23 protein-coding genes are annotated in these 24,933 nt (G+C 64.6%); 9 read left to right on the forward strand and 14 right to left on the reverse strand.

The window, feature by feature from the left end; translation table 11 throughout:
- Positions 1 to 7 precede the first annotated feature (7 nt).
- The 3 genes from AC1DJW_RS03655 to AC1DJW_RS03665 all read right to left on the reverse strand — a co-directional run bounded on the left by AC1DJW_RS03655 (position 8) and on the right by AC1DJW_RS03665 (position 1,726).
- Positions 8 to 568: a stage II sporulation protein M gene (locus tag AC1DJW_RS03655; RefSeq protein ID WP_390279441.1), complete on the reverse strand. Its 561-nt coding sequence runs from the start codon at positions 566 to 568 to the stop codon at positions 8 to 10.
- Between the two features lie 4 nt (positions 569 to 572).
- Positions 573 to 839 (reverse strand): uberolysin/carnocyclin family circular bacteriocin, encoded by a 267-nt coding sequence (locus AC1DJW_RS03660; protein WP_236816065.1) that lies wholly within the window; start codon positions 837 to 839, stop codon positions 573 to 575.
- A gap of 272 nt (positions 840 to 1,111) precedes the next feature.
- Positions 1,112 to 1,726 carry a TetR/AcrR family transcriptional regulator gene (locus AC1DJW_RS03665; protein WP_390279444.1) on the reverse strand — a complete coding sequence of 205 codons (615 nt, stop codon included), beginning with the start codon at positions 1,724 to 1,726 and terminating at the stop codon, positions 1,112 to 1,114.
- A gap of 67 nt (positions 1,727 to 1,793) precedes the next feature.
- On the opposite strand from AC1DJW_RS03665, the gene AC1DJW_RS03670 reads away from it, so the two are divergent.
- Positions 1,794 to 3,035 carry a beta-ketoacyl-[acyl-carrier-protein] synthase family protein gene (locus tag AC1DJW_RS03670; protein ID WP_390279446.1) on the forward strand — a complete coding sequence of 414 codons (1,242 nt, stop codon included), beginning with the start codon at positions 1,794 to 1,796 and terminating at the stop codon, positions 3,033 to 3,035.
- 25 nt (positions 3,036 to 3,060) lie between these two features.
- On the opposite strand, the gene AC1DJW_RS03675 is transcribed toward AC1DJW_RS03670, so the two are convergent.
- The gene (locus AC1DJW_RS03675) at positions 3,061 to 4,500 is read right to left on the reverse strand and encodes a UDP-glucose dehydrogenase family protein (protein WP_476900762.1); all 1,440 of its coding nucleotides are present in this window, start codon (positions 4,498 to 4,500) and stop codon (positions 3,061 to 3,063) included.
- The gene (locus AC1DJW_RS03680; protein WP_476900763.1) at positions 4,497 to 5,720 is read right to left on the reverse strand and encodes a glycosyltransferase family 4 protein; all 1,224 of its coding nucleotides are present in this window, start codon (positions 5,718 to 5,720) and stop codon (positions 4,497 to 4,499) included. The genes AC1DJW_RS03675 and AC1DJW_RS03680 overlap by 4 nt, the downstream gene beginning before the upstream one ends.
- 372 nt (positions 5,721 to 6,092) lie before the next feature.
- Here AC1DJW_RS03680 and AC1DJW_RS03685 point away from each other — a divergent pair, with 372 nt between their 5' ends.
- Positions 6,093 to 7,985 carry a polysaccharide deacetylase family protein gene (locus tag AC1DJW_RS03685; protein WP_284751854.1) on the forward strand — a complete coding sequence of 631 codons (1,893 nt, stop codon included), beginning with the start codon at positions 6,093 to 6,095 and terminating at the stop codon, positions 7,983 to 7,985.
- 55 nt (positions 7,986 to 8,040) lie between these two features.
- Here the strand turns inward: AC1DJW_RS03685 and AC1DJW_RS03690 are convergent, their stop codons facing one another.
- From AC1DJW_RS03690 to AC1DJW_RS03705, 4 genes are all read right to left on the reverse strand, one after another.
- Complete coding sequence (locus AC1DJW_RS03690; protein ID WP_284751855.1) at positions 8,041 to 8,202, reverse strand: hypothetical protein; 162 nt, start codon at positions 8,200 to 8,202, stop codon at positions 8,041 to 8,043.
- An 89-nt stretch (positions 8,203 to 8,291) separates the two neighbouring features.
- Complete coding sequence (locus AC1DJW_RS03695; protein WP_284751856.1) at positions 8,292 to 9,728, reverse strand: flotillin family protein; 1,437 nt, start codon at positions 9,726 to 9,728, stop codon at positions 8,292 to 8,294.
- Between the two features lie 109 nt (positions 9,729 to 9,837).
- Positions 9,838 to 11,100 carry an FAD-dependent oxidoreductase gene (locus AC1DJW_RS03700; RefSeq protein ID WP_476900764.1) on the reverse strand — a complete coding sequence of 421 codons (1,263 nt, stop codon included), beginning with the start codon at positions 11,098 to 11,100 and terminating at the stop codon, positions 9,838 to 9,840.
- Positions 11,093 to 12,433, reverse strand: a complete 1,341-nt coding sequence (locus AC1DJW_RS03705) for an MFS transporter (RefSeq protein WP_476900765.1) — start codon at positions 12,431 to 12,433, stop codon at positions 11,093 to 11,095. Before AC1DJW_RS03705 ends, AC1DJW_RS03700 begins: the two co-directional genes overlap by 8 nt.
- Before the next feature lie 47 nt (positions 12,434 to 12,480).
- Here AC1DJW_RS03705 and AC1DJW_RS03710 point away from each other — a divergent pair, with 47 nt between their 5' ends.
- The 4 genes from AC1DJW_RS03710 (at position 12,481) to AC1DJW_RS03725 (ending at position 16,189) form a co-directional block, all read left to right on the forward strand.
- Positions 12,481 to 13,281, forward strand: a complete 801-nt coding sequence (locus AC1DJW_RS03710) for an IclR family transcriptional regulator (RefSeq protein WP_476900766.1) — start codon at positions 12,481 to 12,483, stop codon at positions 13,279 to 13,281.
- Between the two features lie 207 nt (positions 13,282 to 13,488).
- Positions 13,489 to 14,637, forward strand: a complete 1,149-nt coding sequence (locus AC1DJW_RS03715) for a cupin domain-containing protein (RefSeq protein ID WP_476900767.1) — start codon at positions 13,489 to 13,491, stop codon at positions 14,635 to 14,637.
- The gene (locus AC1DJW_RS03720) at positions 14,634 to 15,458 is read left to right on the forward strand and encodes a fumarylacetoacetate hydrolase family protein (RefSeq protein WP_476900768.1); all 825 of its coding nucleotides are present in this window, start codon (positions 14,634 to 14,636) and stop codon (positions 15,456 to 15,458) included. Before AC1DJW_RS03715 ends, AC1DJW_RS03720 begins: the two co-directional genes overlap by 4 nt.
- On the forward strand, positions 15,458 to 16,189 hold the full coding sequence (locus tag AC1DJW_RS03725; RefSeq protein ID WP_476900769.1) for a maleylpyruvate isomerase family mycothiol-dependent enzyme: 732 nt from the start codon (positions 15,458 to 15,460) through the stop codon (positions 16,187 to 16,189). The genes AC1DJW_RS03720 and AC1DJW_RS03725 overlap by 1 nt, the downstream gene beginning before the upstream one ends.
- Before the next feature lie 156 nt (positions 16,190 to 16,345).
- Here AC1DJW_RS03725 and AC1DJW_RS03730 read toward each other — a convergent pair whose 3' ends face one another.
- On the reverse strand, positions 16,346 to 16,810 hold the full coding sequence (locus AC1DJW_RS03730) for a DUF4383 domain-containing protein (protein WP_390279465.1): 465 nt from the start codon (positions 16,808 to 16,810) through the stop codon (positions 16,346 to 16,348).
- Between the two features lie 489 nt (positions 16,811 to 17,299).
- Here AC1DJW_RS03730 and AC1DJW_RS03735 point away from each other — a divergent pair, with 489 nt between their 5' ends.
- Positions 17,300 to 18,631, forward strand: coding sequence for a cell division protein PerM (locus AC1DJW_RS03735; protein WP_476900770.1), 1,332 nt, complete (start codon positions 17,300 to 17,302; stop codon positions 18,629 to 18,631).
- Between the two features lie 30 nt (positions 18,632 to 18,661).
- On the opposite strand, the gene AC1DJW_RS03740 is transcribed toward AC1DJW_RS03735, so the two are convergent.
- Positions 18,662 to 19,084, reverse strand: a complete 423-nt coding sequence (locus tag AC1DJW_RS03740; protein WP_390279469.1) for a hypothetical protein — start codon at positions 19,082 to 19,084, stop codon at positions 18,662 to 18,664.
- A 38-nt stretch (positions 19,085 to 19,122) separates the two neighbouring features.
- Between AC1DJW_RS03740 and purN the strand changes: the two genes are divergently transcribed.
- A complete protein-coding gene (gene purN, locus AC1DJW_RS03745) occupies positions 19,123 to 19,695 on the forward strand; it encodes a phosphoribosylglycinamide formyltransferase (protein ID WP_390279471.1) in 573 nt (190 codons plus the stop codon).
- 131 nt (positions 19,696 to 19,826) lie between these two features.
- Here the strand turns inward: purN and AC1DJW_RS03750 are convergent, their stop codons facing one another.
- Genes AC1DJW_RS03750 through AC1DJW_RS03760 form a run of 3 tightly spaced genes read right to left on the reverse strand, consistent with a single transcriptional unit; the run spans position 19,827 to position 23,080 of the window.
- Positions 19,827 to 21,179: an MFS transporter gene (locus AC1DJW_RS03750; protein WP_459340670.1), complete on the reverse strand. Its 1,353-nt coding sequence runs from the start codon at positions 21,177 to 21,179 to the stop codon at positions 19,827 to 19,829.
- Between the two features lie 19 nt (positions 21,180 to 21,198).
- Positions 21,199 to 22,158, reverse strand: a complete 960-nt coding sequence (gene murQ / locus AC1DJW_RS03755) for an N-acetylmuramic acid 6-phosphate etherase (RefSeq protein ID WP_459340669.1) — start codon at positions 22,156 to 22,158, stop codon at positions 21,199 to 21,201.
- Complete coding sequence (locus tag AC1DJW_RS03760; protein WP_476900771.1) at positions 22,142 to 23,080, reverse strand: N-acetylglucosamine kinase; 939 nt, start codon at positions 23,078 to 23,080, stop codon at positions 22,142 to 22,144. Before AC1DJW_RS03760 ends, murQ begins: the two co-directional genes overlap by 17 nt.
- A gap of 120 nt (positions 23,081 to 23,200) precedes the next feature.
- Here AC1DJW_RS03760 and purH point away from each other — a divergent pair, with 120 nt between their 5' ends.
- Positions 23,201 to 24,871, forward strand: a complete 1,671-nt coding sequence (gene purH / locus AC1DJW_RS03765) for a bifunctional phosphoribosylaminoimidazolecarboxamide formyltransferase/IMP cyclohydrolase (RefSeq protein ID WP_390279479.1) — start codon at positions 23,201 to 23,203, stop codon at positions 24,869 to 24,871.
- Positions 24,872 to 24,933: the final 62 nt, after the last annotated feature.

Below are 24,933 nucleotides of genomic sequence, written 5' to 3' on the forward strand. Positions count from 1 at the left end.
ATCCTCCTCAGGTCTTTAGCTGAATCACGATGGCCTCAATGGCGGCACCGAGGACTATCAGGGCGATGGCAATGAGCAAAGTGCCGAGGGAACGGGCCATGTCGTCGATGAACGACCTCAGGGTTGGAGGCTCGTTCTTCATCAGCAGCCTGCGAGCCAGGCCGGCGGCGGGCTGGAATCCAGCGGTCGCCGCCATCACCAGGCCGAAGAATTCGAACGGGACATACCAAATGACGTCGGCAACCAGGCCGGCACCGCCGACGGAATGCACTCCGAGGGACACCGTCGCCCCGACATACAGCGCCAGGATTCCGGCTCCGATGAGCGTAGTGAGCCCAAGGGTCGCGACTCCGGAATACAGCACCAAGGCCGCGCCGACGTTCCGCCCGAGGATCTGGAGGAAATCTTTGCTGTAGAGGGGGCTCCCACCCATATCCCTCGCGTCCCGAATCCAGGACAAGTCCACGGCCGAGTAGCCGAAGACGGCTATGGCCGCCATGGCCAAGCCCGTGCTTGGGAGCAACCATCCAGGGATGCTCCCAAGCACGCGTGCTGTCTTAGCAAGCATCGAGTTAGGCGACCGCTTGCGCCCGGCCGATGCGGAAGAGGATGCTTCGAGCCGTTGCGATCAGGGCACCCGTGATTCCTGCCCCGAATATTGTGCCGATGACAACGAGAGCCCAGCCTCCGACCTCGATGGCGTGCATGATCTGGGACGCCGCCGCGGCAGAGATGCCAAGGGACCCCGCGATCCATGAAACGGCCAGGCTCGCACCGAAGATCCCAACCACAGCCAGCGCCGCGGCTGCCGCAGCCTGAAGCCCGGTCCTTTTCGTCATTGTTGATTCCACTACAACCCCATTTCTCGAGTAGAACGGCCAACGGGTATCGCTGGCCTTGAATAGTGGTGCCCCTCCAAAAGGAAGGCCATCCACGATTCAGATTCTCTCGGTGAAATTGGCGTCTACGTGTAAAAAACGGAAAAATCCGTGTGCAAAAGGCCGTTTCTCAGTGTGAACAAGCCGGATCTCCGTGTGCCCGGAGGCCCGTCTACGTGTTAACAGGGCGAAAACACTGAGATCCGCTAGTGGCCCTGGGAACGGTGAGGAACTTAGGCGTGGTCGGTCTGGTCGTGGACCGTCAATGTCCCGGCGAGGTCGAGGTCTGCGCCGGTGCCGTGTGCCCCAGCGTGTGCGAGAAGTGCGGCACCGAGTGCGGTGCTCCAGAATGTCTTGGCTTCGACGTCGATGGGTCGCCTGAGGCTCCAACCGCGGCTGTCGATGAGCTGGCTCATGAAGCGCTCCGATTGGCGGAACAGCAGTTGGAGGTGCTGGTCGACTACCGGGGCGAGCTCGGCTTTGGCGATTCCGGTCGCGAGTGCTCCCGCGACCGAAGGGAGCGAGGGCAGGGCGAGGACCGCGCGGGCGATGTTGCGCCGGAAGGTCGCCGCGTCGGGGGCCTGGCGGCCAATCCGCTCGATCCGCCGGGTGTCGTGGAGCAGACCCAGGAACGCGGCGTGCACGAGTAGTGAGTCCTTGGAACCGAAGTAGTAGGTGATCTGGTTGGGGAACACCCCTGCCGCGTCTGCGATCTCCGCGACGCTCAGCTGGGCTCCGTGGCGCTCCTTGCCGAGCCGGGCCGTGGTCTCGATGAGTCGCCTCCGGGTCGCGCGTCCGCGCTCTAGCGTCGAGGTCTGCGCCTCGGGTTCGGTTCGCTTCTGAATCACCTCTCGATTGTATGTGATACAAAAGTAGTGTTAGTTGTATGGCATACAAGAGAGGTGGTTGAAGGGCATGGGACGGAATGAGGTTGTCGTGACCGGACTCGGCGCGATCACGCCACTCGGAGGCGACGTCAGATCGACGTGGGAAGCCCTGCTGGCCGGTGAGTCCGGCATTAGGGGCAAGGTTCTACCCGGCCATGAGGACGGCGAACTGGCCGGCACCGTGGCCGGGACGATGGCGATCGACCCGGCCGAGCGCCTTTCCCCGGTGCAAGCCAGGCGTCTGGACCGCTCGCAGCAGGCAGCCCTCGTCGCGGCCGCCGAGGCTTGGGCTGACGCCGGTGCCCCTGAGGTCGACCCGGAGCGACTTGCCGCGGCGATCGGCACCGGAATCGGCGGCGTGCAGACCCTGTTGGGGGAAGACGACGTTCTTGAGCTGTCGGGTGCCCGCCGTGTGTCGCCACGAACCGTCCCGATGCTCATGCCCAACGCCGCCGCCGCGCTGATCAGCATCGCCTATGGTGCGCGCGCCGGGGTATACACACCAGTCTCGGCCTGCTCATCCGGTGCCGAGGCGATCGCGCTAGGGGCCAGGCTCATCCGCGCTGGCGAAGCAGACGTGGTCATTGCTGGCGGAACCGAGGCAGCGATTACCCCGATCACGGTCGCCGGTTTCAAGCAGACCCAGGCGCTGTCGCGTCACACGGCGGAGCCGGCCTCAGCGTCTCGACCGTTCGCCGCGGACCGCAGCGGATTCGTCCTGGCAGAAGGTGCCGCGGTCTTGGTGCTCGAGAGTGCCGAACACGCCGCTGCGCGTGGTGCACGGGTCCACGCAGTGCTCGCCGGAGCCGGCATCGCGGCCGACGCGCACCACATCACCGCCCCCGCTCCCGATGGCAGCGGTCAGATCTCGGCAATGCGGAAGGCTCTCGCGCAAGCTGGACTTTCTCCCGAGCAGATCGGGCACATCAATGCACACGCTACTGGGACGCCGGTGGGAGATGCTGCCGAGTCCCGTGCGATCAGGGAGGTTTTCGGGCACGCGACCGTGACGGCGCCCAAGGCGGCGCTCGGCCACCTCTTCGGGGCTGCGGGGGCGATCGAGGCTCTCATAGCGGTCCTCAGCGTGAAGCACGACGTCGTTCCGCCGACCCGCAACCTCACACCGACCGACGTGGATCCCGACATCAACCTCGACGTCGTCACCCAACGACGCAACCTCCCTCAGCACGCTGTGCTCAGCAACTCTTTCGGCTTCGGCGGGCAGAACGTCTCCCTCGTCGTCACCGCCGTCACGGCCTCATACAGCTAGGTGCGGCGGCCGCGGGCAAGCAACGCTAACGTCGGGTCGAGGGTGCCTTGGCCTGCGAACCGACAATGAACGGCCGTGTGTTGACCGGTTCGACGGGAAGGACAGCAGGCTTGACGTCAGCAATCGGCGCTGAAGGCTCAGACTGAGAGCCGGTTCCGAGCCCGCGAACCGTCCAGCCTTGCGCCTGCCATGCTCCAGCGTCCAGGACGTTCCGCGCGTCCAGCACCATCCGGCGTCGTACGAGAGAGCCTACGGCGGCGGGTGAGAGGGCGCGGTATTCGTCCCATTCGGTGAGCAGCAGCACCAACTCAGCGTCTTCGAGAGCGCGCGTTGTGGACGCTTCGAAGCGGAGCTGGGGGTAGCGCATCCACGCATTGTTGATGGCCTTGGGATCGGTCACGGTAACGTGGGCGCCGGCCGCCGCCAGTTGGAGTGCGACGTCCAGGGCGGGGGAGTCACGGATGTCGTCGGTGTCCGGTTTGAAGGCTGCGCCCAGCACGGTGACGGTGCGTCCGGACAGGAAGCCTTTGCACATTTCACGGGCGACGTCCACGGCGCGGGCTCGCTGGCCCAGGTTGATGGAGTCGACCACGCCCATCCACTCATCAAGGGAAGGCACGGACAGTGCTTGTGCCTGTGCGCGGAACGAGCGGATGTCCTTCGGCAAGCAGCCGCCGCCGAAACCCAGGCCGGCGTGTAGGTACCTGTTGCCGATGCGCGGATCCAGGCCCATCGCCTCACTGAGCTCAGTGACGTCGGCCCCTGAGGCATCGCAAAGTTCGGCTATCGCGTTGATGAAGCTGAGCTTCGTGGCGAGGTACGCATTGGAGGCGGACTTGATGAGCTCTGCGGTCGCGAAGTTGCAGACCAGCCGCGGGATCCCTGCGGAAATCAGCGGTTCGTAGACGGTGTCGAGCGCTGCCGTGATCGGGGCGCCGGCGGCAGAATCCTTGCCGCCCGGCACGCCGTACACCAAACGGTCCGGCACCAATGAATCCTTCACGGCCGTGCCTTGGCGCAGGAACTCGGGGTTCCAGCCGAGCAGGACATCCGGCCTGCGGGCAAGGATGCCGCGGAGCATGTCCACTGTTCCCACGGGCACGGTGGATTTGCCGACGACGGCGGCGCCCCTCGCCAGGTGCGGGAGGAGGCTCTTCGTGGCCGCGATCACGTAGGAGAGGTCCGCGGTATCCGACGTCTTGGACTGCGGGGTGCCCACGCAGAGGAAGTGCGTCTGGGCGTCGGCGGCATCCGCGAAATCAGTGGAGAATGTGAGCCGCTTCGTGGCGAATCCGTCCCGGAGAAGTTCATCCAGGCCGGGTTCGTGGAAGGGGGCGAAGCCCTTGTTCAGGTGGGCCACCTTCTGGGCGTCGACGTCGATGCCCACCACGGTGTGGCCCATCGATGCGAGCGTGGCGGCGTGCACCGCGCCAAGATAGCCGCAGCCTACAACGGAGATTTTCATGCTGGGAGTCCTTTGCTGGAAGTCACGGAAATGGTGGCGGGCTCAGCCGCCTGAAGTTCGGCTGCCTGAACCGTGTGGCTGGGTGCCGCGGCCGGCTCCACGAGTGCTTCGCCGGCGATCACTGCCTCGTAGTGCTCGACGAGTTGGGCACTCAGCACCGGCCACGTCCGTCCCTGGACGGAAGCGAGTGCCGCCGTTCCGAACGCACGGCGCTTGGCGTCGTCGCCCACCAGGTCCTGCACGTAGCCCCGCAACTGCGCAAGGTCTCCCGGCTCGTAAAGCCAGCCGGTACGCGAGTTTTCCACGAGATCGAGGGGCCCGCCCCGGCCGGTGGCCACGACGGGAACACCGGACGCCATGGCCTCCTGGATCGTCTGGCAAAACGTTTCGAACTCGCCAGGATGAACGAAGAGGTCAAACCCCGCCACGACTTGGGCCAATTCGTCGCCGCCGAGGAACCCGGTGAAGAAGGCGTTGGGCAATGCTGCTTCGAGGGCAGCGCGTTGTGGACCGTCGCCCACAATGACAAGCCTGGTTCCTGGCAGATCCGCAAGCACGGCGAGGTCCTCCAGTTGCTTCTCCACCGCGAGGCGGCCGACGTAGCCGATGATGCGCTCGCCGTGGGGTGCCACGGAGGTGCGCCACGCCGTCGAGCGCTTGGCGGGGGAGAACCGCGCGGTATCCACACCGCGCCGCCACATGCCCACCCTTAAGATCCCGCGGCCGCGCAACTGGTTGAGCGCGAACGTGGACGGGACCAGCGTCCGGTTAGCCCGAAGATGGATGTTGTCCACCCGGTTCCATGCCCAGTTCTCCAGCAAGGGGACGCCATACCGGGCCGCGTAACTGGGGACCTCGGTTTGGTAGATGGCAACCGTCGGGATGCCGAGCTGGTGCGCAGCCTGCACAGCCCGCCACCCGAGGACAAAAGGGGATGCGAGGTGGACGACGTCCGGTGCGTAGTCGGCAAGGATTCTCTTGACCCGGCTCACACCGCCCAACGCCACCCGCACGTTTGTGTACCCGGCCAGGGGCACGGAGGGGAGGCGGTGGACAAAAGCACCGTTCACGACGTCCGAGACAGCAGTGTCCGACGTCGACGGCGCAATCACCATCACTTCGTCGCCGCGATCTTGCAGATGCTCCAGCACCCGCAGGATGGAGTGGGTTACCCCGTTCATGAGCGGCAGGAATGATTCGGCAACGATAGCGATCCTCACCCCTCCACGGTGTGCGCGGAGGTTGGCGAAGCGGGGGAATGGGCGTGACGGTAGGGGGAAGGTTTGGTTAACAAATCGATGCTTATTCTCGAGTGGAAGATCCCGAGCGACGGAAAATGCGCCGATCTAAGTAATTACGGAACTGAAAAACGGGTACAACTTACTCTTATTCGTCACCATGCGCCCGACTTACGGTGACACCATAGTGAACCTCGTGGCCATGACTGGGGCTTGTCCCGGGCACCGGGGTATTTCGGCAAGAGGGCGTTGACTGGGCGGCGCGCCCTCACGCGCTGAACAGCGCAGGGTGTTTTCGCCCCGCGCCTGCCCCTATGTCAGGCCAGGCTGTTGCCAAGAATCGAGCCAGACCCTATGAAACTCTTCAACCGTACTGACCAGGTTGACCGGCACCGGGCGTTCAAAGGGATGATCCCCGGGAAATGGTTTACCTGGTTCTCCACCGTCGTGGTGGTACTCGCCTTTACTGGCGTCACCGCCGGCATCACCGCGCCGGCAGCCCAAGCTGCCAACCCCACCGTGGTAACCCTGACCTTTGACGACGCAAATGCCGATCAGCTCACCGCCGCGCAGACCATGCAGAGCCTCGGTTTGGTGGGTACCTTCTTCACTCCGTCCGGATTCATTAACAATCCCAATTACTTGACGACAAGCGACATGCAGGGCCTTGTGGCGAACGGCAATGAGATTGCCGGCCACACCGTCACCCACCCGGATCTGACCACCGTGACGGCGGATGAGGCAACTCGCCAGATTTGCAACGACAGGGTGAACCTCAGCAACCTTGGATTCACGATCACCGACTTCGCGTATCCCTTCGCTGCCGAGAACGCATCGATCGAAACCATTGTGAAGAACTGTGGTTTGAACAGCGCCCGTGGCCTTGGCGACATCAAGACGCGGTTCAGCTGCGCCGGCTGCCCGCTGGCCGAGACCATCCCTCCTGCGAACCCGTACAACACCGCGGCCCCGGATGAAGTGGACAACACCTGGACCCTGGCGGACCTGCAAAAGTCCGTCACCCAGGCGGAGCCGGCAGGCGGGTGGGTCCAGCTCACCTTCCACCACATTTCGGCTACCAGCACGGATCCGCTGAACGTCACGCCAACTCTGTTCAACCAGTTCGCCACGTGGCTCAAGTCCCGTCCTGCAACCACAAGCGTCAAGACAGTGCGCCAAGTCATCGGCGGAACCGTCAAGCCGGTCGTCTCGGGACCGCCGGCCCCGCCAGAAGGTACCGGCAACCTCATCAAGAACCCAAGCCTTGAAACCTTGGTCAGCGGAGCTCCCCAATGCTGGGCCGGAGCCGGTTACGGCACCAACACGGCGACCTTCTCCACCGTCAGGCAGGCACACACGGGGAAAGTCGCTGAACAGCTCGTGGTGAGCGGATATGTCGACGGCGACGCCAAGCTGTTGCCCACCCTTGACCTGGGAGGGTGCTCACCCACAGCCACACCCGGGAACGCCTATTCCATAGGTGCCTGGTATAAATCGACCACAAATACCCAGTTCGAGCTCTATTACCGGACAGGCCTTGGCACGTGGAAGTACTGGACATCAAGTCCCTGGTTCTCAGCGGCCACGACCTTTCAAAAGGCCACGTGGACAACGCCTCCACTGCCTACCGGTGCGAGCGGCATCAGCTTCGGACTCAACCTGTTCAGCAACGGCACCCTGACCACGGATGACTACGAGATGTTCGACGTCGGCACGCCGCCCCCGCCTCCGCCGCCACCACCAGCCGGCGGCAACCTGGTACAAAACCCCAGCCTTGAAACGGCCGGTACGGGCCCGTTCCCACAGTGCTGGCAGGCCGGTGGATACGGCACCAACACCGCCACGTTCAGCACGGTGGCTACCGCACACACCGGTACCAAAGCGGAGAAACTCACCATCACGGGTTACTCCAGCGGTGACGCGAAACTGCTTCCGACGCTGGACGCCAGTACCTGCCCACCTGCGGCGGTCGCAGGACACACCTACTCGGTGCGTGTTTGGTACACCTCCACAGCCGTCACACAGTTCGCCTTGTATTACCGTGACGCCTCAAACAACTGGGTGTATTGGACCTCCGGACCGTGGCTGGCCGCCGCCAGCACCTATACCCAGGCAAGCTTCACGACGCCGGCACTTCCTGCCGGGGCCACTGCGATCAGTTTCGGGTTGAGCTTGTTCAGCAACGGATCGGTCACGACGGACGACTATGCGATGTATGACACCGTGGGAGCCCCGCCGCTGGGGTGAGCAATCCATCAGCGACAAAAAGCTGAGGGCGGCTAACTAGCCGCCCTCAGTCGTTTTATCTGGCAGCTTTCAGAACGTCCGGCAGCTCATCAACGAACACAGTTCCGGGCGGTTCGTAGTAGATGACAAGCACCTCATCACCCACGTTGAAAACACTGCTTTTGTCGAAAGGATGCGCGTGGAAGGCGCTTGTGCCACCGTGGAACGGCAGCATCACTTCCCCCACGGTGCCTGGCCCAATACGGCCCGTGACCCTGCCGATTTTGCCCGTCAGGCTCCGATCAACCTCTTTGTGCATCGGTGTCCCTACGCATCAGGAGTTTTGCTCGGCCGCTTAGGCGCTTCCTTGCCGTTCTTGAGCGCAGCTGTGATCGATGGCAGGTAGTTGCCCACCTGGGACAGGATCCCACCCACCATGCTGTTGAGGCCCTCGCCGCCGTTCAGAACCGTCAGGTTACCCACGTGGGCAAAGGGTTCAGCCGCGGCTGCCACGATCGCAGGCATGTTCTCCGCGAGCTGCTGGGAGATAACGGCCTCTTGGTTGGTTCCGAGAGCCTCGGCACGGGCCTTGATGCCGTCCGCTTCCGCCAAGGATTTGGCCTTGATGGCCGAGGCTGCAGCGTCACCCCGCGCCTTGGTGGCTGCCGCTTCGGCTTCACCGGTGATCTTCGTTGCCCCCGCAATGGCGGCCGCCGCCGTGGCGTTGGCCTGCGCTTCGACTTCCACTTTGCGGGCGTTCGCCTGGGCCTCGAGTTCCGTTCGCCGTGCCCGCGCCTCGGACGCGCTGATGTCGGCAGCCTTTTGGGCTTCCGCCTCGGTGCGCTGGGCGTACGCCTTTGCATCGGCAGGCTTTCGGATGGACGTCTGGAGCTTCTGCTCCTCGCGGTCCGCCTCCAGTTTGGCCACCTCGGTTTCCTGGACCACCACTTGCTGGCGCGCCGTGGCATCGGCCAACGGTCCCGCCTGCGCGGCATTGGCCCGGGCGGTTTCGGCGTTGGCTTGGGCCGCTGATTGCTTGATCGCCGAGATGCTCTGGGCATCCGCGATCTGCGCAGCTGCCTCGGCTTCCCGTTCCGCGGCCTCGCGGTTCCGGGTGGCTTCAGCGATGCGGGCTTCCATTTTGACCTGCGCAATGTGCGGTTTGGCCAGGTTTTGGATATAGCCCGTGGGGTCTTGGAGATCCTTGATCTGCAGGGAATCAACCACTAGGCCAAGCTTTTCCATTTCTATGCCGCTGGCGCTGCGGACCAACGACGCAAGTTTGTCGCGCTCACGGATGATTTCTTCCATGGTCATGCTGCCAATGATCGAGCGCAAATGCCCCTCAAAAACGTTGTAGACCTGGCTTTGCATTTTGGGCTGCTGGCCGAGAAACCTCCTCGCGGCATTCGCAATGAAAGGAGCGGCGTCACCGATTTTGTAAATAACCACACCCTCCACGATCACCTGGATACCTTGCGAGGTCACGCAGTTGACCTGGAGTTCTGTTTCATTCAGCGTGAGGGACAAAGTCCTCACGGTTTGGAGCCCGGGAACCACCAAGGCGCCTTTCCCGGTGACGATTTTGAAATCCATTCCGTCCCTGGTGTCCAAACTTCCCCGAGTCAGGCCGGAAATGATCAATGCCTCGTTTGGTTCAGCCACCTTCCACATCAATTTAATGAGCAGCCGAATGACGGCAACGGCGACAACTACCCCCAATACGGTGACAAGAATCGGGAGATAAGCAACGAGGTCGAACATGACTGTCCTTTCAACGGCAAGCACCCAAGCGGCTCGTGTAGTCAGTCTGCTTCGGTCTGCTCCAGGAGTCCAGCAATTTGTTTACCTACAATTGACACAACGGATGCTCCTAGGCGTGCGTTCCCGCCAGCGACTCGGTTTTCACCTCGGCGGTACCGTCCGCCGGGACGCCGTCGCCATCTTGGCCGTACAGCCAGTCGTTGTACTGGAAGTCGCCATCCTTGCGGCTCTTGAACAGCAGGTTCCGTAAGACGCGTGCGACGCCGGACACGTGCCACGACTCTCCCCAGACACGCGCGGTGCGCTGGACCCGGGCCGTGCGCGCTGCGCGGGCTGAGTTGAAATCGCCGATGGCGCGGTCCCACGCACCGGTGTCCACGCCGTCGTCGTTGAACACGGAACCCACGGTGGAATCCTGGAGGACCGCGGCGTCTTCAAGCGCCTGGCAGGCTCCCTGGGCCAAGTACTGGAGCATGGGGTGCGCGGCGTCGCCCATCAAAACCAGGCGCCCGTCGATCCAGTTCTCGATGGGATCGCGATCGTACATGGGCCAGCGGATGCCGGTCGCAAGGTTCCGCAGTGCCAGCTGTACGGCCGGAACGCAGTCCTTGTAAGCGGCCTCGAGTTCGTCGACGCCGCCGTACTGCTCCTCGCCGCGCTCGAACGAGGGCGACTTGAAAACAGCCACCGTGTTGAGCAGTTCGCCTTTGCGCAGCGGGTATTGCACGAGGTGGCAGTCCGGCCCGAGGTAGACGACGACGTCCTCAAGGTCGGTCGCCGGGGTTTCAGGCGTGATGGGCACCGTTCCGCGATAGGCGACGTACGACGACGACACCGGCCCGTCCTGTGCGACGGCGGCGCGGAGCGTGGACTTGAGGCCGTCGGCGCCGATCACGACGTCGGCCTCGTAAACGTCCCCACTCGAGGTGTGCGCCAGGCCGCGTGCGTTCACGGTCTCGACCCTTTCGACGAAGACGTCGTTCACCAGCCGGACGCCGGCGTCCTGGCAGGCTTCCAAAAGGATCCGGTGCAAGTCGCTGCGGTGGATCACCACGTACGGAGCGCCGTAGCGCTCTTCGAACTCGCCTCCGAGGGTCTGACGGGTGAGTTCCTCGCCGGTCAGGGCGTCGCGGAACACCAAGTGCTTGGGCCGGACCCCGATCTCGAGCGCCTTCTCGAGGAGGCCCCAACGCTTCAGGACGCGGGAGGCGTTGGGTGCCATCTGCAGTCCCGCCCCAACCTCGCCGAACTCGGGGGCCCGCTCTACCAACGTCACCTCGGCGCCGTTCGCGCGGAGGGCCAGGGCGCCGGCAAGGCCGGCCATTCCTCCGCCGACAACGAGGACTTCAGTGGATGGTTTGCGGTCAGACATTGCTTGCTCCTACAGAGGTGGTGTTTTTGGATTGGATGTTGGCGGTGTTGATCTTCGCGGTCTTGATTTTCGTGCCGATGGCGCCGAGCAGGATGGCCGCGACGGCGGCGGCCCCGGCAAATGCCAGGAAGTTCGAGTTGACGCCCAGCCCGGCCGCGAGCAGCAGCCCGCCGACCTGGGGAGCGGCGACCGCACCAATGCGGCCGACGCCGAGTGCCCAGCCGAGCGCTGTGCCCCGCAAATGCGCCGGGTAATGGCTCGCCACTGCCGCGATGATGAGGCATTGGGTTCCGTGGGTGCCGACCCCGGCCAGCACCAACATGACATAGACAAGCCCCACGGGCCGACCCGCCACAAGTACGGCCAGCGCGACGGCGGCGACGGCGGCTGCCGCGATCGCCGTCGGGATGGGACCGAATCGGGTTCCCGCCCAAGCCGTGGCCACCGAGCCGACGACGGCACCGAGGTTGAGTGCCAGCGCGAAGGTCAGGGCTGACCCGAGGTTGTAGCCGGCCAGTTGCATCAGGTTCGGCAGCCAGGTGCCCAGGCCGTACCAGGCAAAGAGCGTGACGAGGGTGGAGATCGCGAACAGGAGACTCATGCCGAGGTACGGGGCACGGAGCAAGGACTTGAAACCCGCTGCTTGTTTCGCATCCTTTGCGGTGGGAGGTGTTCCCGGAAGCGTCTCCGGGAGGGTTTCCGGGAGGAAGCGCATGCCCAGCGGAACAACCACGAGCAGGGCCACAGCGGCCACCAGGAACATGACCGGCCAGCCGAAAGCGGGAATCAGCGGAATGCCTGCCAAAGCGGCGATCGAGCCGCCGATCGGCACTCCGGACATCATCAGCGTGGCGATGGTGGACCGCCATTTGGCGGGGACCAGTTCCGCGACCAAGGCGTTTGCCGAGGGAACAAGTCCGCCCAAGCCGATGCCCGCCAGCAAGCGCAGACCCCCGAAGACTGCTGCGTTTGGGGAGAACGCGCACAGGATAGTGAAGAGCGAAAACAGTGCGGCGCAGGCAATGATGGTCCGGCGGCGGCCCCAGCTGTCCGACATCCGGCCGGCGAAGATCGCTCCGATCATCATGCCCAGGAAAGCCATCGAGCCGACCGTTCCGGCTGTTGCCTTGGTGAGGCCCCAGCCGGTGTCGGTGATGAGGGAGCTCTGGACGGTGCCGTAGACGATGAGGTCGTAGCCGTCGAAAACCACCAGCAACCAGCAGACAAGGACAGCGGCGGCGGAACGCTTGGAGAACCGGGCAGAGGCCCCGGGGAAGTGGTGAACGCCGTCTTGGGTCCGCTCCGGCGCTGCAGCGGATGGTGTGTGATTCATCCCACCACTGTGTGGCCGCCGCTCGTTTGCACCAATAGAATTCTGTCGTGCAGAATCTTCCGGCCCGCAAGAAACCCGCCTATTCCATTGAGGCCGTGGACAACGCCCTGCAACTCCTTCAGCTCTTGCGCGACGGCGGCAGCCTGCGCCTCAAGGACGCCGCCGCGGAGTTGGGTGTTGCCCCCTCCACCGCCCACCGGCTGTTGGCCATGCTGGTCTACCGGGGGTTCGCGGTCCAGGACGAGACCCGCCGCTATGTGCCCGGGCCGGCCATGGGGGTTGGCCCAGCAGGACTCAGTTGGAGCCGTTTGCTGCGCACCGTGGCGCAGCCGCACATGGAACTCCTGAGTGGCCGGATCAACGAGACCGTCAACCTCATGGTCCGCGTGGGTACCAAGGTGAGGTTCCTGGCCACCGTGGAGGGGACCAACGCGCTGCGGGTGGGCGACAGGCAGGGAACCGTACTGCCCGCCAACAAGGCCTCGGGCGGCAAAGCGCTGTTGGCCGAACTAGAGCCCGCCATGATCGAGCAATTGTTCCGCAGCCACAATGCGGAGATCGGCGGCGACAACATTCCCGACTCCGAATATCCGGCTTTCCTCCGCGAGCTCGAGACAATCCGGGGCAATGGATTCGCCGCGAATTTCGAGGGCACCGAGGAAGGGATCAGCGCCTTGGGGGTGGCCCTCCACAACGGTCAGGGCGTTGCCGTGGGCGCGCTGAGCGTCGCGACTCCGGTGGCAAGGTTCCGCAGGCTCTTCGATGCTGGACTCGTGGGTATCATGCGGGAAACCCAGCGCCAATTGGAGATCGATATCGCAGCCAATCCGGCCGAGTCCCAGCCCTGACCTACCCAAGCCGTGACACACCCAACTGACTCGCATTTGTTGTCGTTTTGAGGCCCCATAACGACAACTACTGCGAGCTAGTTGGGGCCGCCTGCTGGTCAGTTGGGCCAGCGGATTCTGTCTAGCAGAATATGCTGGAGATCACTCGAGGGCTTCCCTAGGGTCTGGAGTACGCCAAAACTGTCCCGTACCCCCGAGGAGGCCCCTGTGTCCATCAGCGCCGATAGCACAACCCACAAATCAGTTGCCACTGATCATTCCGTTGGCACAGCGCACGCGGTTCCGGAGCCGACCCCCGAAGAAGCTGCCCAGCTGGAGCAGCTGTATCAGGATTTCGAGGCCGGGAACCTGATTCCGCTCTGGACCGAGATCGCGGACCTGATGCCGATGGTTCCTTCCCCGAAGGCTGTGCCGTATGTGTGGCGCTGGAACGATCTGTACCCTTTGGCAGCCCGCGCCGGTGACCTTGTGCCGGTGGGCCGGGGCGGGGAACGCCGGGCCATCGCGCTGGCCAACCCTGGCCTGGCCGGCACGCCGTATGCGACGCCGACGTTGTGGGCGGCGATCCAGTATCTGGGCGCGCACGAAACTGCCCCGGAGCACCGCCACTCGCAGAACGCCTTCCGTTTCGTCGTCGAGGGCGAAGGAGTCTGGACGGTCGTCAACGGGGATCCGGTGGCGATGCGCCGCGGGGACTTCCTGCTGACGCCGGGCTGGAACTTCCACGGCCACCACAACGACACCGATCAGCCGATGGCGTGGATCGACGGACTGGACATCCCGTTCGTGCACTACGCCGACGCCGGATTCTTCGAGTTCGGCACCGAGCGGGTCACGGATGAGGCCACTCCGGACGTTTCGCGATCTGAGCGGCTCTGGGCTCACCCGGGTCTCCGTCCACTGTCCGGGCTGGATGACACCACGAACTCGCCCATCGCGGCTTACCGTTGGGAGCACACCGACGCCGCCCTTCGCGAGCAGCTGCTCCTTGAGGATGAGGGCCACCCGGCCACGGTGTCCCAGGGCCACGCCGCTGTGCGCTACACCAACCCGACCACCGGCGGGGACGTGATGCCCACCATCCGCGCCGAATTCCACCGCCTGCGCGCAGGCGCTTCCACCAAGGCCGTGCGTGAAGTCGACTCGAGTGTCTGGCAGGTCTTTGAAGGACGCGGCACCGTGGTGCTGAACGGAGAGTCCAAGGTCCTCGAGAAAGGCGACCTCTTCGTGGTCCCGTCCTGGCAGGAATGGTCCATCGCGGCAGAGAGCGAGTTCGATCTCTTCCGCTTCAGCGACGCCCCCATTTTCGAACGACTGAATTTCAACCGCACGTACATCGAAGGACGCAACAAATGAGACTCCTCACCCTCCGCACCGCTGCAGGCACGGTGGCCGTACGCCAAGACGGCGACACCCTGACCGAGATCGACGGGTTCTCCGACGTCGGTGCCCTCCTGCAGGAACCCGCCTGGGCGGCCATCGCGGAGGCGGCCAGCGGCGCAACGCACGCGTACGACGGCGCCGACCTCGCCGCCGTCGTGCCCTCACCGGGCAAGATCATCTGCGTCGGGCACAACTACCGTAACCACATCAAGGAGATGGGCCGGGAAATCCCCGAGTACCCCACCTTGTTCGCGAAGTACCAGGAATCGCTGATTGGTCCCAACGACGATCTTGCGTTGCCGCAGGAATCGGACTCGGTTGACTGGGAGGCCGAGCTTGCCGTCGTGATCGGCAAGAAGGGGCGGCGCATCAGCGAAGCCGACGCGGCCGATCACATCGCCGGGTACTCGGTGCTGAACGACATCAGCATGCGCGACTATCAATTCCGCACCATCCAGTGGCTGCAAGGCAAGACCTGGGAAAAGTCCACGCCGTTCGGGCCCGCCTTGGTCACGAAGGACGAGTTCAGGGCCGGGCCGCTCATGACTTCCGCCGTCGACGGCGAGATCCAGCAAAGCACCCCCACCGGGGACCTCGTGTTCACGCCCGAATTCCTGGTCTCCTATATCTCCACCATCATCACGCTGAACCCGGGCGACGTCATCGCGACCGGAACGCCCGGCGGAGTGGGCCACGCCCAGAACCCCAAGCGGTACCTCCAGGAAGGCCAGCTCCTGGTCACCACCATCGAGGGGCTGGGCCAGCTGAACAATCGCGTGGTCAAGGAAGCCTGATGGTCGCCCGCCACGACCTCACCACCGATCCGGGCCTGCAGGAACAGCTCCTGCAGGCCCGGCGGGGGACCGCGTTCTTCGCCCGCAAGCTCAACGAACTCTCCGATGCCGAGCTCGACGGCGATTCGCTGCTTCCCGGCTGGAGCCGCCGCCACGTTGTAGCACACATCGGCTACAACGCCCGGGCCATCGCCCGCTTGGTGGAGTGGGCTTCGACCGGTGTGGAGACTCCGATGTATCCCTCTGTCTCGGTGCGGGATGAGGAGATCAACTTCGGTGCCACCCTGTCGCCCATTGCGTTGCGGAACCTCTTCGACCACTCCGCCGTGCACTTAAGCGTGGAATGGCGCGACCTTCCCGAGGACGCCTGGCACCACACCGTCCGGACCATCCAGGGCAGGGAAGTTCCGGCGTCGGAAACGGTCTGGATGCGCACCCGCGAAGTCTGGGTCCATGCCGTTGACCTCGACAATGGAGCATCGTTTGGTGACATCCCGCCGTCTGTGCTGGAACGGTTGCTACGCGATATCACCGGTTCGTGGGCCACCCGCGGCACCGACGCCGGGTTGTTGGTCCGGGTCACCGGCACGAACCTCACGTTCGGCGATCCGGACGCCGCCGTCGTGGTGGCCGGGCCTCTTGCCGGCGTCGTGCAATGGGCCACCGGGCGCGGAACCGACGGTGTGACCGCGGGCGCTGGGCAGGTGCCGGTGGCACCCAAGTGGATCTGACGGCGTCGGGCACAAAGAAGGTTGGCACAGCTCCCGGCTTCTTCACCGCAGGAACTGCACCAACCGCTTGTATGACTATTCAGATTTGGCTGTAGATCCTACCCATTGGCGGCTCCTATAATCCCGGGCTAACTCAATCCGGGCTTGTGAATAGGGCTACTTTGCGTCGTCAGCCAGATGCCGTGAAAACATCCAGCCCGCGGCGACCATCAGGATGCCCAAGACCATGAACGTCCAGTTGTCGAGCGTGTTCAGCGACAGGAAGTTGGCCGCCGAATCAACCCCGACACTTAGTCCGTACACACTGAACACGATGTACAAGGCACCGAAGCTCATCAGGATATTGCGTGCGCTATGGCCGCCCGAGCGGGACATCGCCCAGCTGGTTCCGCCGATGAGGAGCTGCACAATGTTGAGCAGCAGCGACACTTGGAACACACCCAGGAGCATTGCGTGCGAATTTGGCCCGAAGAACTGCAATTCCCCGTACCGCATGGTGATGCCCGGAATGAATCCGAGAAGGCCCACCAGCGCCATCAGAATACCTACACCCATGCCGATGTTCTGGATGTCCGTCCGTCCAAAGTGAACACCGTGTGCATGTGGGGTTGCGGTAGTCATTTATGCCCTCCATCCACCTATTGCGAACACTCCAATTTTACGTCTGACTTATGCAAAAAGCGCTGGGAGCGTGGGCGTCCCGGCGCCCCCCCGGCGGCCCCCGGCCTGCCCCGGTGCGGCCTGCGGCTTGCCCCGGTGCGGCCCCGACGCTCGCTCACCTATGTCGGGTTTCCTGCTCACGCGCGCTCACATATGTCGGGTTTCCTGCTGACGCGCGCTCACGTATGTCGGGTTTCCTGCTGATGCTCGCTCACATAAACGACGACGGCGGCGCGGCGGACATGCAGGAGCGTTTGGCTTTAGGGGGTTGTTGGTGAGCGAGGGTTGGTCGGGAGGGGGTTGTTGGTGAGCGAGGGTTGGTCGGGAGGGGGTTGTTGGTGAGCGAGGGTTGGTCGGGAGGGGGTTGTTGGTGAGCGACGGTTGGAGGATTGGCGGGCCGTGCGGGCGCCTGCCGGGGGAGCGGGGCACGCCGTGGCACGATAGGACACGATGAAACTGCGCGCTGATCAGACCGGTAACCGTGGCCTGCCCATGCCTTTGTGGCTGCAGGGTGCCCTTGAGTCGGCGCAGGCCGCCATCATCTCCGCGCTCGTGGTGGTCTTGCCGCTGGTCGGCGTCTGGGCAACTGACGGATTCCAGAACCACACCATCGATTTCCTGGCACGCCTGGCCGGCCAAACCTGGCTCTTGGTCCACGGTGTGCCGCTGCAGCTTGCCACCGTCAACCTGGGAACCGCGGGTCTACCCGGTTCCGGCATGCTGTCCCTTATCCCGCTCGGACTGACTCTGGTCCCGTTCCTCCTGGCGTGGCGCGCTGGCCGCCGGCTGGCCAGGGCTTCGTACACGGACCAGCTGTGGCAGGCCTTCTTCGGGGCGTTGCTTGTTTATGGGGCGTTCGGCGCGGCTACCGGATTCGTGTGCCGCACGCAGGACGTAGTGATCAACATCTGGTTTGCCGCATTACTTCCGCTTATCCCGTTCGGCCTCGGCATGGTGGTGGGCGCCCGGCGTGAGTCCGGCTCGTGGAGCAGGCTCATTGGCGTCGACGCCGTCGATTGGCTCGCGCGCACAAGCCAACATTCGCGTTGGGCCGGTTCCTACTTTGGCTCCGCCATCAAGGCGGGATTCGTGGCGATCATGGCGGCCATGACACTCTCAGCGACGCTGCTCGCCGTCGACCTCGTCATCCACTGGACGGACATCATCGCCGTCTACGAAGGCCTGAAAGCCGGGGCCCTCGGCGGTGGCGTCCTGACCATCGCCCAGCTCGGCTACCTGCCCAATCTGGCGGTATTCACCCTGGCCTGGTCCTCCGGCGCAGGGTTCTCCCTCGGTGTCGGCTCACACGCCGGGCCGCTGGGCACCGCCGTCGGGCCCCTGCCTGCGATTCCTGTCTTCGGCGCGCTTCCCACCGGCCAGCTCGAATTCGGAGCCGCGGCCCTCGCCCTTCCGGTGATCGCCGGTCTGCTGGCTGGCTGGTGGTTCCTGCGTGCGGGGGAGAACCATTTCGACGAATGGCTCTCCATCAAGATCAAGGCGCGCTGGTTCACGGCCCCTGTTTCCACGCTGTTCCTTGGCGCGCTCGTCGGTGCGGTGGCAGGGGCATTGGCCGGAGGCCTCGCGTGGCTGGCACGCGGTTCCGCCGGAATCGGTCGCCTCACCGAGATCGGACCGGACCCGCGGTGGACGGCAGTCTGGATCGCCGCGGAGGTGGGGATCGGCGTCGTGATCGGTTACTGGGTGGGGCCATGGCTCGAGAGGCGGCAGAAGCTCCGCGAAGCGGACCTCGACGATTCCGTGTACGACGGCGACCACCGCTAAGGTGCCCGCCTCGCCTTGGATTGCGCCCGGCTAGCGCAATCCGGAGGGAATGGAGTTCTGGAAATCCACCTGGCACGAGTTCTGGGCGTGGAGCGTCAGCGCGCCTCGTGCGCAGTCCTGCAAGGTGCGGATCTGCTGGAAGAAGACGACGGCGGTGAGCACCAGCAGGCACATGATGGCCGTGACAACCAGTCCGGAAATGGTGCCAAACAGTACGATGCGCGGCTGCTTGAACCTGATGGCCCGCACGAGGACCACCACTCCGAGCACCCCCGCGATGACGGTGAGGATCGCGCTGAGCCAGACGTAGCTGATGTTCAGGATGTAGACGAAGAGGGCGCCAAGCACCGTCAGCAGGAATGTCCTGAACAGTGTTTGGGTAACGGCAAGCGCTGATTTGGCAGCCTCGCTCTGTGGCTGATGCTGCGGAGTGGGTCCAACGCCGGAATTCATGTTTTCCAGCCTACGCGAGCCAGCCATAAGCTAGTGCAATGCGCATTGTTGTCCTCGTCTCCGGCACCGGTTCCAACCTCCAAGCAGTAATCGACGCCGTGAAGGCGGGCGAGCTGGATGTTGAGATCGCAGCCGTGGGAGCAGATCGGCCGGGTACCTACGGAGTGGAACGCTCCGCCGAAGCCGGACTGGACACCTTCGTGGTGGACTTCAAGGACTACGCGGACCGGGCCGATTGGAACGCCGCGCTTACCAAGGCCGTTGCCTCCTTCGATCCGGACGTAGTGGTTTCCTCCGGGTTCATGCGGATCGTCAGCCCGGAATTCATCGATGCCTTTGGCGGCAAGTATCTCAACACCCACCCCGCACTGCTGCCCGCTTTCCCGGGAGCCCACGGAGTCCGCGATGCCATGGCCTATGGCGTGAAAGTGACTGGATGCACGGTCCACTGGGCCGACGCCGGCGTGGACACCGGACCCATCATCGCCCAGGAGGCCGTCGACATCGCCCCGGACGACACCGAAGACACCCTGCACGAACGCATCAAGGTGGTGGAGCGCAAGCTTCTGGTCCGGACCCTCGCAGAGCTCGCGGCGGGAAAGCACGCCTAAGTCCAGGGCGCCCAACCCAACTGACTCGCATTTGTTGTCGTTATGACGGCTCAAAACGACAACTAATGCGAGCTAGTTGGGCAGGCGAGGGTGGCGGCGGGGACTAGTTGGGGGTGCGGAAAGGGGCAGGCTCAGTCGAGCTCGAGTTGCTTGGTCTCCGGCGCGAACAACGCCATCCACAGCACCGCCACCACGATCAGCCCGCCAGCCAAGGCGAAGGACGTGGCCAAGCCAAACTCGGGCCAGAAATACGAGGCGAACACGAGCGGCCCTATCCCTGCGCCAACCCGTGAGAAAGTGGACGCCCAGCCAAAGCCGGAGCCCCGAAGCTCGGTGGGGTAGAGCTCCGACACGTAGGCATAGAGCACCGGGATGGCCACCTGGATGACGAAGCCAAACGCCAGGAGCCAGAACACCGCCGCGTCGGGAATGTCCACCACCAACGAAACGATCACCAAGGTCAAAGCCGACAGCGGCCCGGTGATGGCCAGGATCCATTTGCGGCCCACGCGCTCCACCAGCACTGCCGCGACCGCCACGCCCAGGAGCCCGACGCCGGCCATCCCGGCTGTCGTCACGAAGGCCTTGTACTCCTCGAATCCGGCGCCGATCAGAATCCGCGGCATCCACGTCAAGCTCAAGTAGTAGACCAGGAGGATGCTGAAAAACAGGGCCCAGGCCGCCGTCGTGATCTTCCAATTGAACTGCCAAAGGCGGCGCAACTGTTGCCATGCGCTGCCGGCCGAGAGGCGCGGCGCGTCTTGCGGGGCGGGAAGGCTGTAAGCGCGCGGCTCGGCTCCGGTGGCCAAGACGAGGCTGTCGATGACCTCGGCGGCTTCTTGGCGGCGTCCCTTGCGGATGAGGAAGAGCGGGGATTCCGGTACGCTCCGCCTGACCCAGAACACCAGCAGGGCAGGCAAGACCATCACGAGCATCGTCAGGCGCCAGTCCGCGAAAGCCGCAACAAGTCCGGCCGAAATGAAGCCGCACAGGGCGGCGCCGACGGGCCACCAACCATCCATGGCGGTGAGCACTTTGCCGCGTTGCTTCCGCGGAGTGAATTCCCCCACCAGGGCATAGTCCACGGGAATGCAGCCGCCTAGCCCGAAACCGGCCATGAAGCGGAAGATGCAGAACCACACGATGTCCGGGGCGAAAGCTCCCAACACAGTAAAGACGGAGAAGATCAGGAGGGTAGCGGTGAATGCCTTCTTACGCCCGATCGTGTCCGCGATGGTGCCCCAAGCGAAGGCGCCCAAGGCCATGCCGATGAGGTTTGCGGTGCCGATCCATCCGGCGTCGGCGGGCTGGAGGGACCAATGCTTGGAAAGCAGCGGAATGAGGATGCCGTTGAGGGTGACGTCCCACGCGTCGAACATGAAGCCGAGGCCGCCAATCAGGAAAATCCTGCCCTGGACCTTCCACCTCCACGGCAGCTCCTGGACAACCTGCTCGCCGCTCGGGACGGTTGTGTAAGTATTCATTTCCCCTCCTGGGGAAACTCTATCCGTGCTTCTGGATCGCCTTTCGCAGGAAGCCGCCAGCCTCATCCAAAGCGCTCTTCGCCTGGCCCGGATCGATGCCAGTCAACACCACCAGGATGGCCGCCTTGACCGAGCCGCCCACGGAATCCAGCGCTTGAATCGCCGTCTCCGCGTCCACGCCGGTGGCGTGTTGGATGGTCCGTTGGGACCTTGCGAGGAGTTTGTTGTTGGTGGCGCGCAGATCGACCATCAGGTTTCCGTAGGTCTTCCCGAGCTTGACCATGGCGAGCGTGCTGATCATGTTGAGGACGAGTTTCTGTGCGGTCCCCGCCTTCAGCCGCGTTGAACCGGCAACGAATTCGGGACCGACCACGACGTCGATCGCTACGTCCGCCAATTTGCTGATGGGCGAATCGTGGTTGCAGGCGAGCGACGCCGTGAAGGCGCCCCGGCTGCGGGCCTCCTCGAGCGCCCCGATCACGTATGGCGTTCGTCCCGAAGCCGAAATTCCGACGACGGCGTCCGCCTCGGTCACGCTGATGTCGTGCAGGTCCCGGGCTCCGGCCGTGGCGTTGTCCTCGGCGTACTCCACCGGTTTCTGGATGGCCTGGTTGCCGCCCGCGATGATCCCGACGACGAGACCCGGGGGAGTGCCGAAGGTTGGCGGGCATTCGCTCGCGTCCAATACCCCGAGCCGCCCGGCCGTTCCAGCTCCGACGTAGAGCAGCCGGCCGCCGCGGGCGAGGCGCTCCGCAACGGCATCGACCACTGCGGCGATCTCCCCGCTGGCTTGTTCGACGGCGGCCGGGACGCCGCGATTCTGCTCGTTCATGGCGGCGACGAGCTCGGCCGTACCCATGGTGTCCAACTCACTGAGCGCGGGCGATGCCGCTTCTGTTTGCAGGCCCGCGAGCTCGGAACGGAGTTCCGCGAGCCCATCAGGGGTACCGGGGGAAGATGGGTCAGGCTGTTCCGTCACGGTGAATGTACCTTTCCTGGAGGAGCCCGCGGCGGTTCGCTGCGAGGGCGGCCCCGTCCATGCCATCGCCGAGTGCCGCAACCACCTCAATCCCAGCCGAAGCGAGGGCGTTGTGCAAGAGCCCGCCGAAGAACTCCGATTTCACGACGCCGCCAAGGAGAGCCACCTGCTTCGTGTCGCCGGAAGCAAGGGCCACGGTGTCCACGAGGAGCCTGCACGCTTCGTCCACAATGCAGCGTGCGACGGCGTCTCCCGCCTCCGCGTCTTCGAGCACCACGGGGGCGAAACGCGCCATCGTCCGGGCCGGGTTGTCGGATTCGGCGAGCCACGCCGGAAGCTGCGCGGGCGAGCCGAGCAGCGCGGCGGCCGCGCCGAGCAACGACGTGGCCGCTCCGCCGTCGTGGGCTTGCAACGCGGCCTGAAGACCCTGCTGGCCGATCCAGCGGCCGCTCCCGCGATCGCCCAACAGCGGTCCCCAACCGTCGGCGCGGTGGAGGGTCCCGGCGTCGTCGAAGCGGAAGGCAACAGCCCCCGTGCCAACAATCAGCACCGTTCCGGGTGCGCCGTCCAGGGCGCCGAGCTGGGCCGCGGTGGCATCCGAGAGGACCGCGGCCGGGACCTTGAAGCGTTCGGAAAGCAGGGCGGCGAGTTCGTGTGAGTTCGCCGCCGAGGCCTCGACCCCGGCGACGGCGGCGCCGATTCCCCGCAACGAACCTTCCGGGAATGCTGCCGATAGCTCGCGCGGCAGCATGGCCGCGGTGTCCGCGAGCAGCTCGAAGGCGAGCCGGGCGCCGTTGTCCATGCCCAGGCCGGGGAAGCCCTGCTGGTCCGCCGAGCCCAACACCTCATCGCCTTGCCTGAGTTCAACCCTGCAGCGGCTCTTCCCGACATCGGCTACCAAAATCACATCAGCGGAATCCATGGCCCAACCATATGTTGCGTGCGCCGCCGCGTCTCGAAAAACGAAGACGACCCACAACACGATAAACTCGTCCGTATCCCCAGCAACCGCGGAATCCCGCGATATAAGACGGAGACTTTTGTGAGCTTGACGCAGCTTGACCGTGTTCCCATCCGCCGTGCACTGATCTCGGTTTACGACAAGACGGGGCTGGAGGAGCTCGCGAAGGGCCTGCATGCAGCAGGAGTCGCGATCGTCTCCACCGGTTCCACCGCGAAGAAGATCGCCGCAGCCGGTATTCCGGTCAAGGAAGTCGAAGAAGTCACCGGTTCCCCGGAGATGCTCGATGGCCGGGTCAAGACCCTGCACCCGCGTGTGCACGGCGGCATCCTGGCCGACCGCCGCGTTCCTGCCCACATGGAAACGCTGGCCAAGATGGAGATCGAGCCCTTCGACCTCGTAGTGGTCAACCTCTACCCGTTCGTGGAGACTGTCCGCTCCGGCGCGGCCCAGGACGACGTCGTCGAGCAGATCGACATCGGAGGCCCCGCCATGGTGCGTTCGGCCGCCAAGAACCATGCCGCCGTCGCGATCGTTGTTGACCCGAACTTCTACGGCGCTGTGGTGGAAGCCGCCGCCGCGGGTGGCTTCGACCTGAAGACCCGCCGCCGCTTGGCCGCCAAGGCTTTCGCCCACACCGCAACCTACGACACCGCCGTTGCCACCTGGACCGCCAGCCAGTTCCTCGACGAAGACGGCGACGGCGTCATCGACTGGCCCGCTTACGCCGGCCTCGCCCTTGAGCGCTCCGAGGTCCTGCGCTACGGCGAAAACCCGCACCAGCAGGCCGCCCTTTACGTGGACAAGGCAGCCCCCGCCGGCATCGCCCAGGCTGACCAGCTGCACGGCAAGGCCATGAGCTACAACAACTTCGTCGACGCCGACGCCGCCCTCCGTGCCGCATTCGACTTCTCCGAGCCGGCCGTCGCCATCATCAAGCACGCCAACCCCTGTGGCGTGGCCGTTGGTTCGGCCGATGCCGCCGACCCCATTGCCGACGCCCACGCCAAGGCCCACGCTTGCGATCCGGTGTCCGCTTTCGGCGGCGTCATCGCGGCCAACAGCATTGTCACAGCCGGTATGGCCAAGACCGTGGCAGGGATCTTCACAGAGGTTGTCATCGCCCCGGGCTTCGAGCCGGAAGCCGTTGAAATCCTGTCCAAGAAGAAGAACATCCGCCTCCTGGCACTGCCCGACGGTTATGGCCGCTACCCGACGGAGATCCGCCAGGTCTCGGGCGGCGTCCTCGTCCAGCAAGCCGACAAGGTGGACGCCGACGGCGACAACCCCGCCAACTGGACCCTCGCCGCCGGCGAAGCCGCCGACGACGCCACGCTGGCCGATCTCGCGTTCGCGTGGACCGCTTGCCGCGCCGCCAAGTCCAACGCGATCCTCCTCGCCAACAACGGGGCGGCAGTGGGCATCGGCATGGGCCAGGTCAACCGCCTGGACTCCTGCAAACTGGCCGTTGAGCGCGCCAACACCTTGGGCGTTCAGGTGGAGTCCGACGTCGATGGCGCCGGCGGTGCCTCAAACACCGATTCCAGCGGTGCGCCCGAGCGTGCCCGCGGTGCCGTGGCCGCTTCCGACGCGTTCTTCCCGTTCGCCGATGGCCTGCAGATCCTGATCGACGCCGGTGTACGCGCTGTCGTCCAGCCTGGCGGTTCAGTGCGCGACGAGGAAGTCATTGCCGCGGCTAACGCCGCCGGCATCACGATGTACTTCACGGGAGCACGGCACTTCTTCCACTAAGTCCGGGCTTCCACTGGCTCCGGGCGCTCCACCAAGTCCGGGCGCTCCACCAAGAAATGGAC

It is taken from the genome of Arthrobacter sp. 05L417, assembly GCF_056397865.1.

Coding starts and splice junctions, on each gene's coding strand:
- AC1DJW_RS03760 (WP_476900771.1), bottom strand. CDS start 23,080: ATGGATTCCGCTGATGTGATTTTGGTAGCCGATGTCGGGAAGAGCCGC.
- AC1DJW_RS03720 (WP_476900768.1), top strand. CDS start 14,634: ATGAGACTCCTCACCCTCCGCACCGCTGCAGGCACGGTGGCCGTACGC.
- AC1DJW_RS03730 (WP_390279465.1), bottom strand. CDS start 16,810: ATGACTACCGCAACCCCACATGCACACGGTGTTCACTTTGGACGGACG.
- AC1DJW_RS03750 (WP_459340670.1), bottom strand. CDS start 21,179: ATGAATACTTACACAACCGTCCCGAGCGGCGAGCAGGTTGTCCAGGAG.
- AC1DJW_RS03725 (WP_476900769.1), top strand. CDS start 15,458: ATGGTCGCCCGCCACGACCTCACCACCGATCCGGGCCTGCAGGAACAG.
- AC1DJW_RS03660 (WP_236816065.1), bottom strand. CDS start 839: ATGACGAAAAGGACCGGGCTTCAGGCTGCGGCAGCCGCGGCGCTGGCT.
- AC1DJW_RS03735 (WP_476900770.1), top strand. CDS start 17,300: ATGAAACTGCGCGCTGATCAGACCGGTAACCGTGGCCTGCCCATGCCT.
- AC1DJW_RS03700 (WP_476900764.1), bottom strand. CDS start 11,100: ATGTCTGACCGCAAACCATCCACTGAAGTCCTCGTTGTCGGCGGAGGA.
- AC1DJW_RS03685 (WP_284751854.1), top strand. CDS start 6,093: ATGAAACTCTTCAACCGTACTGACCAGGTTGACCGGCACCGGGCGTTC.
- AC1DJW_RS03670 (WP_390279446.1), top strand. CDS start 1,794: ATGGGACGGAATGAGGTTGTCGTGACCGGACTCGGCGCGATCACGCCA.
- purN (WP_390279471.1), top strand. CDS start 19,123: ATGCGCATTGTTGTCCTCGTCTCCGGCACCGGTTCCAACCTCCAAGCA.
- AC1DJW_RS03675 (WP_476900762.1), bottom strand. CDS start 4,500: ATGAAAATCTCCGTTGTAGGCTGCGGCTATCTTGGCGCGGTGCACGCC.
- AC1DJW_RS03740 (WP_390279469.1), bottom strand. CDS start 19,084: ATGAATTCCGGCGTTGGACCCACTCCGCAGCATCAGCCACAGAGCGAG.
- AC1DJW_RS03705 (WP_476900765.1), bottom strand. CDS start 12,433: ATGAATCACACACCATCCGCTGCAGCGCCGGAGCGGACCCAAGACGGC.
- AC1DJW_RS03695 (WP_284751856.1), bottom strand. CDS start 9,728: ATGTTCGACCTCGTTGCTTATCTCCCGATTCTTGTCACCGTATTGGGG.
- AC1DJW_RS03655 (WP_390279441.1), bottom strand. CDS start 568: ATGCTTGCTAAGACAGCACGCGTGCTTGGGAGCATCCCTGGATGGTTG.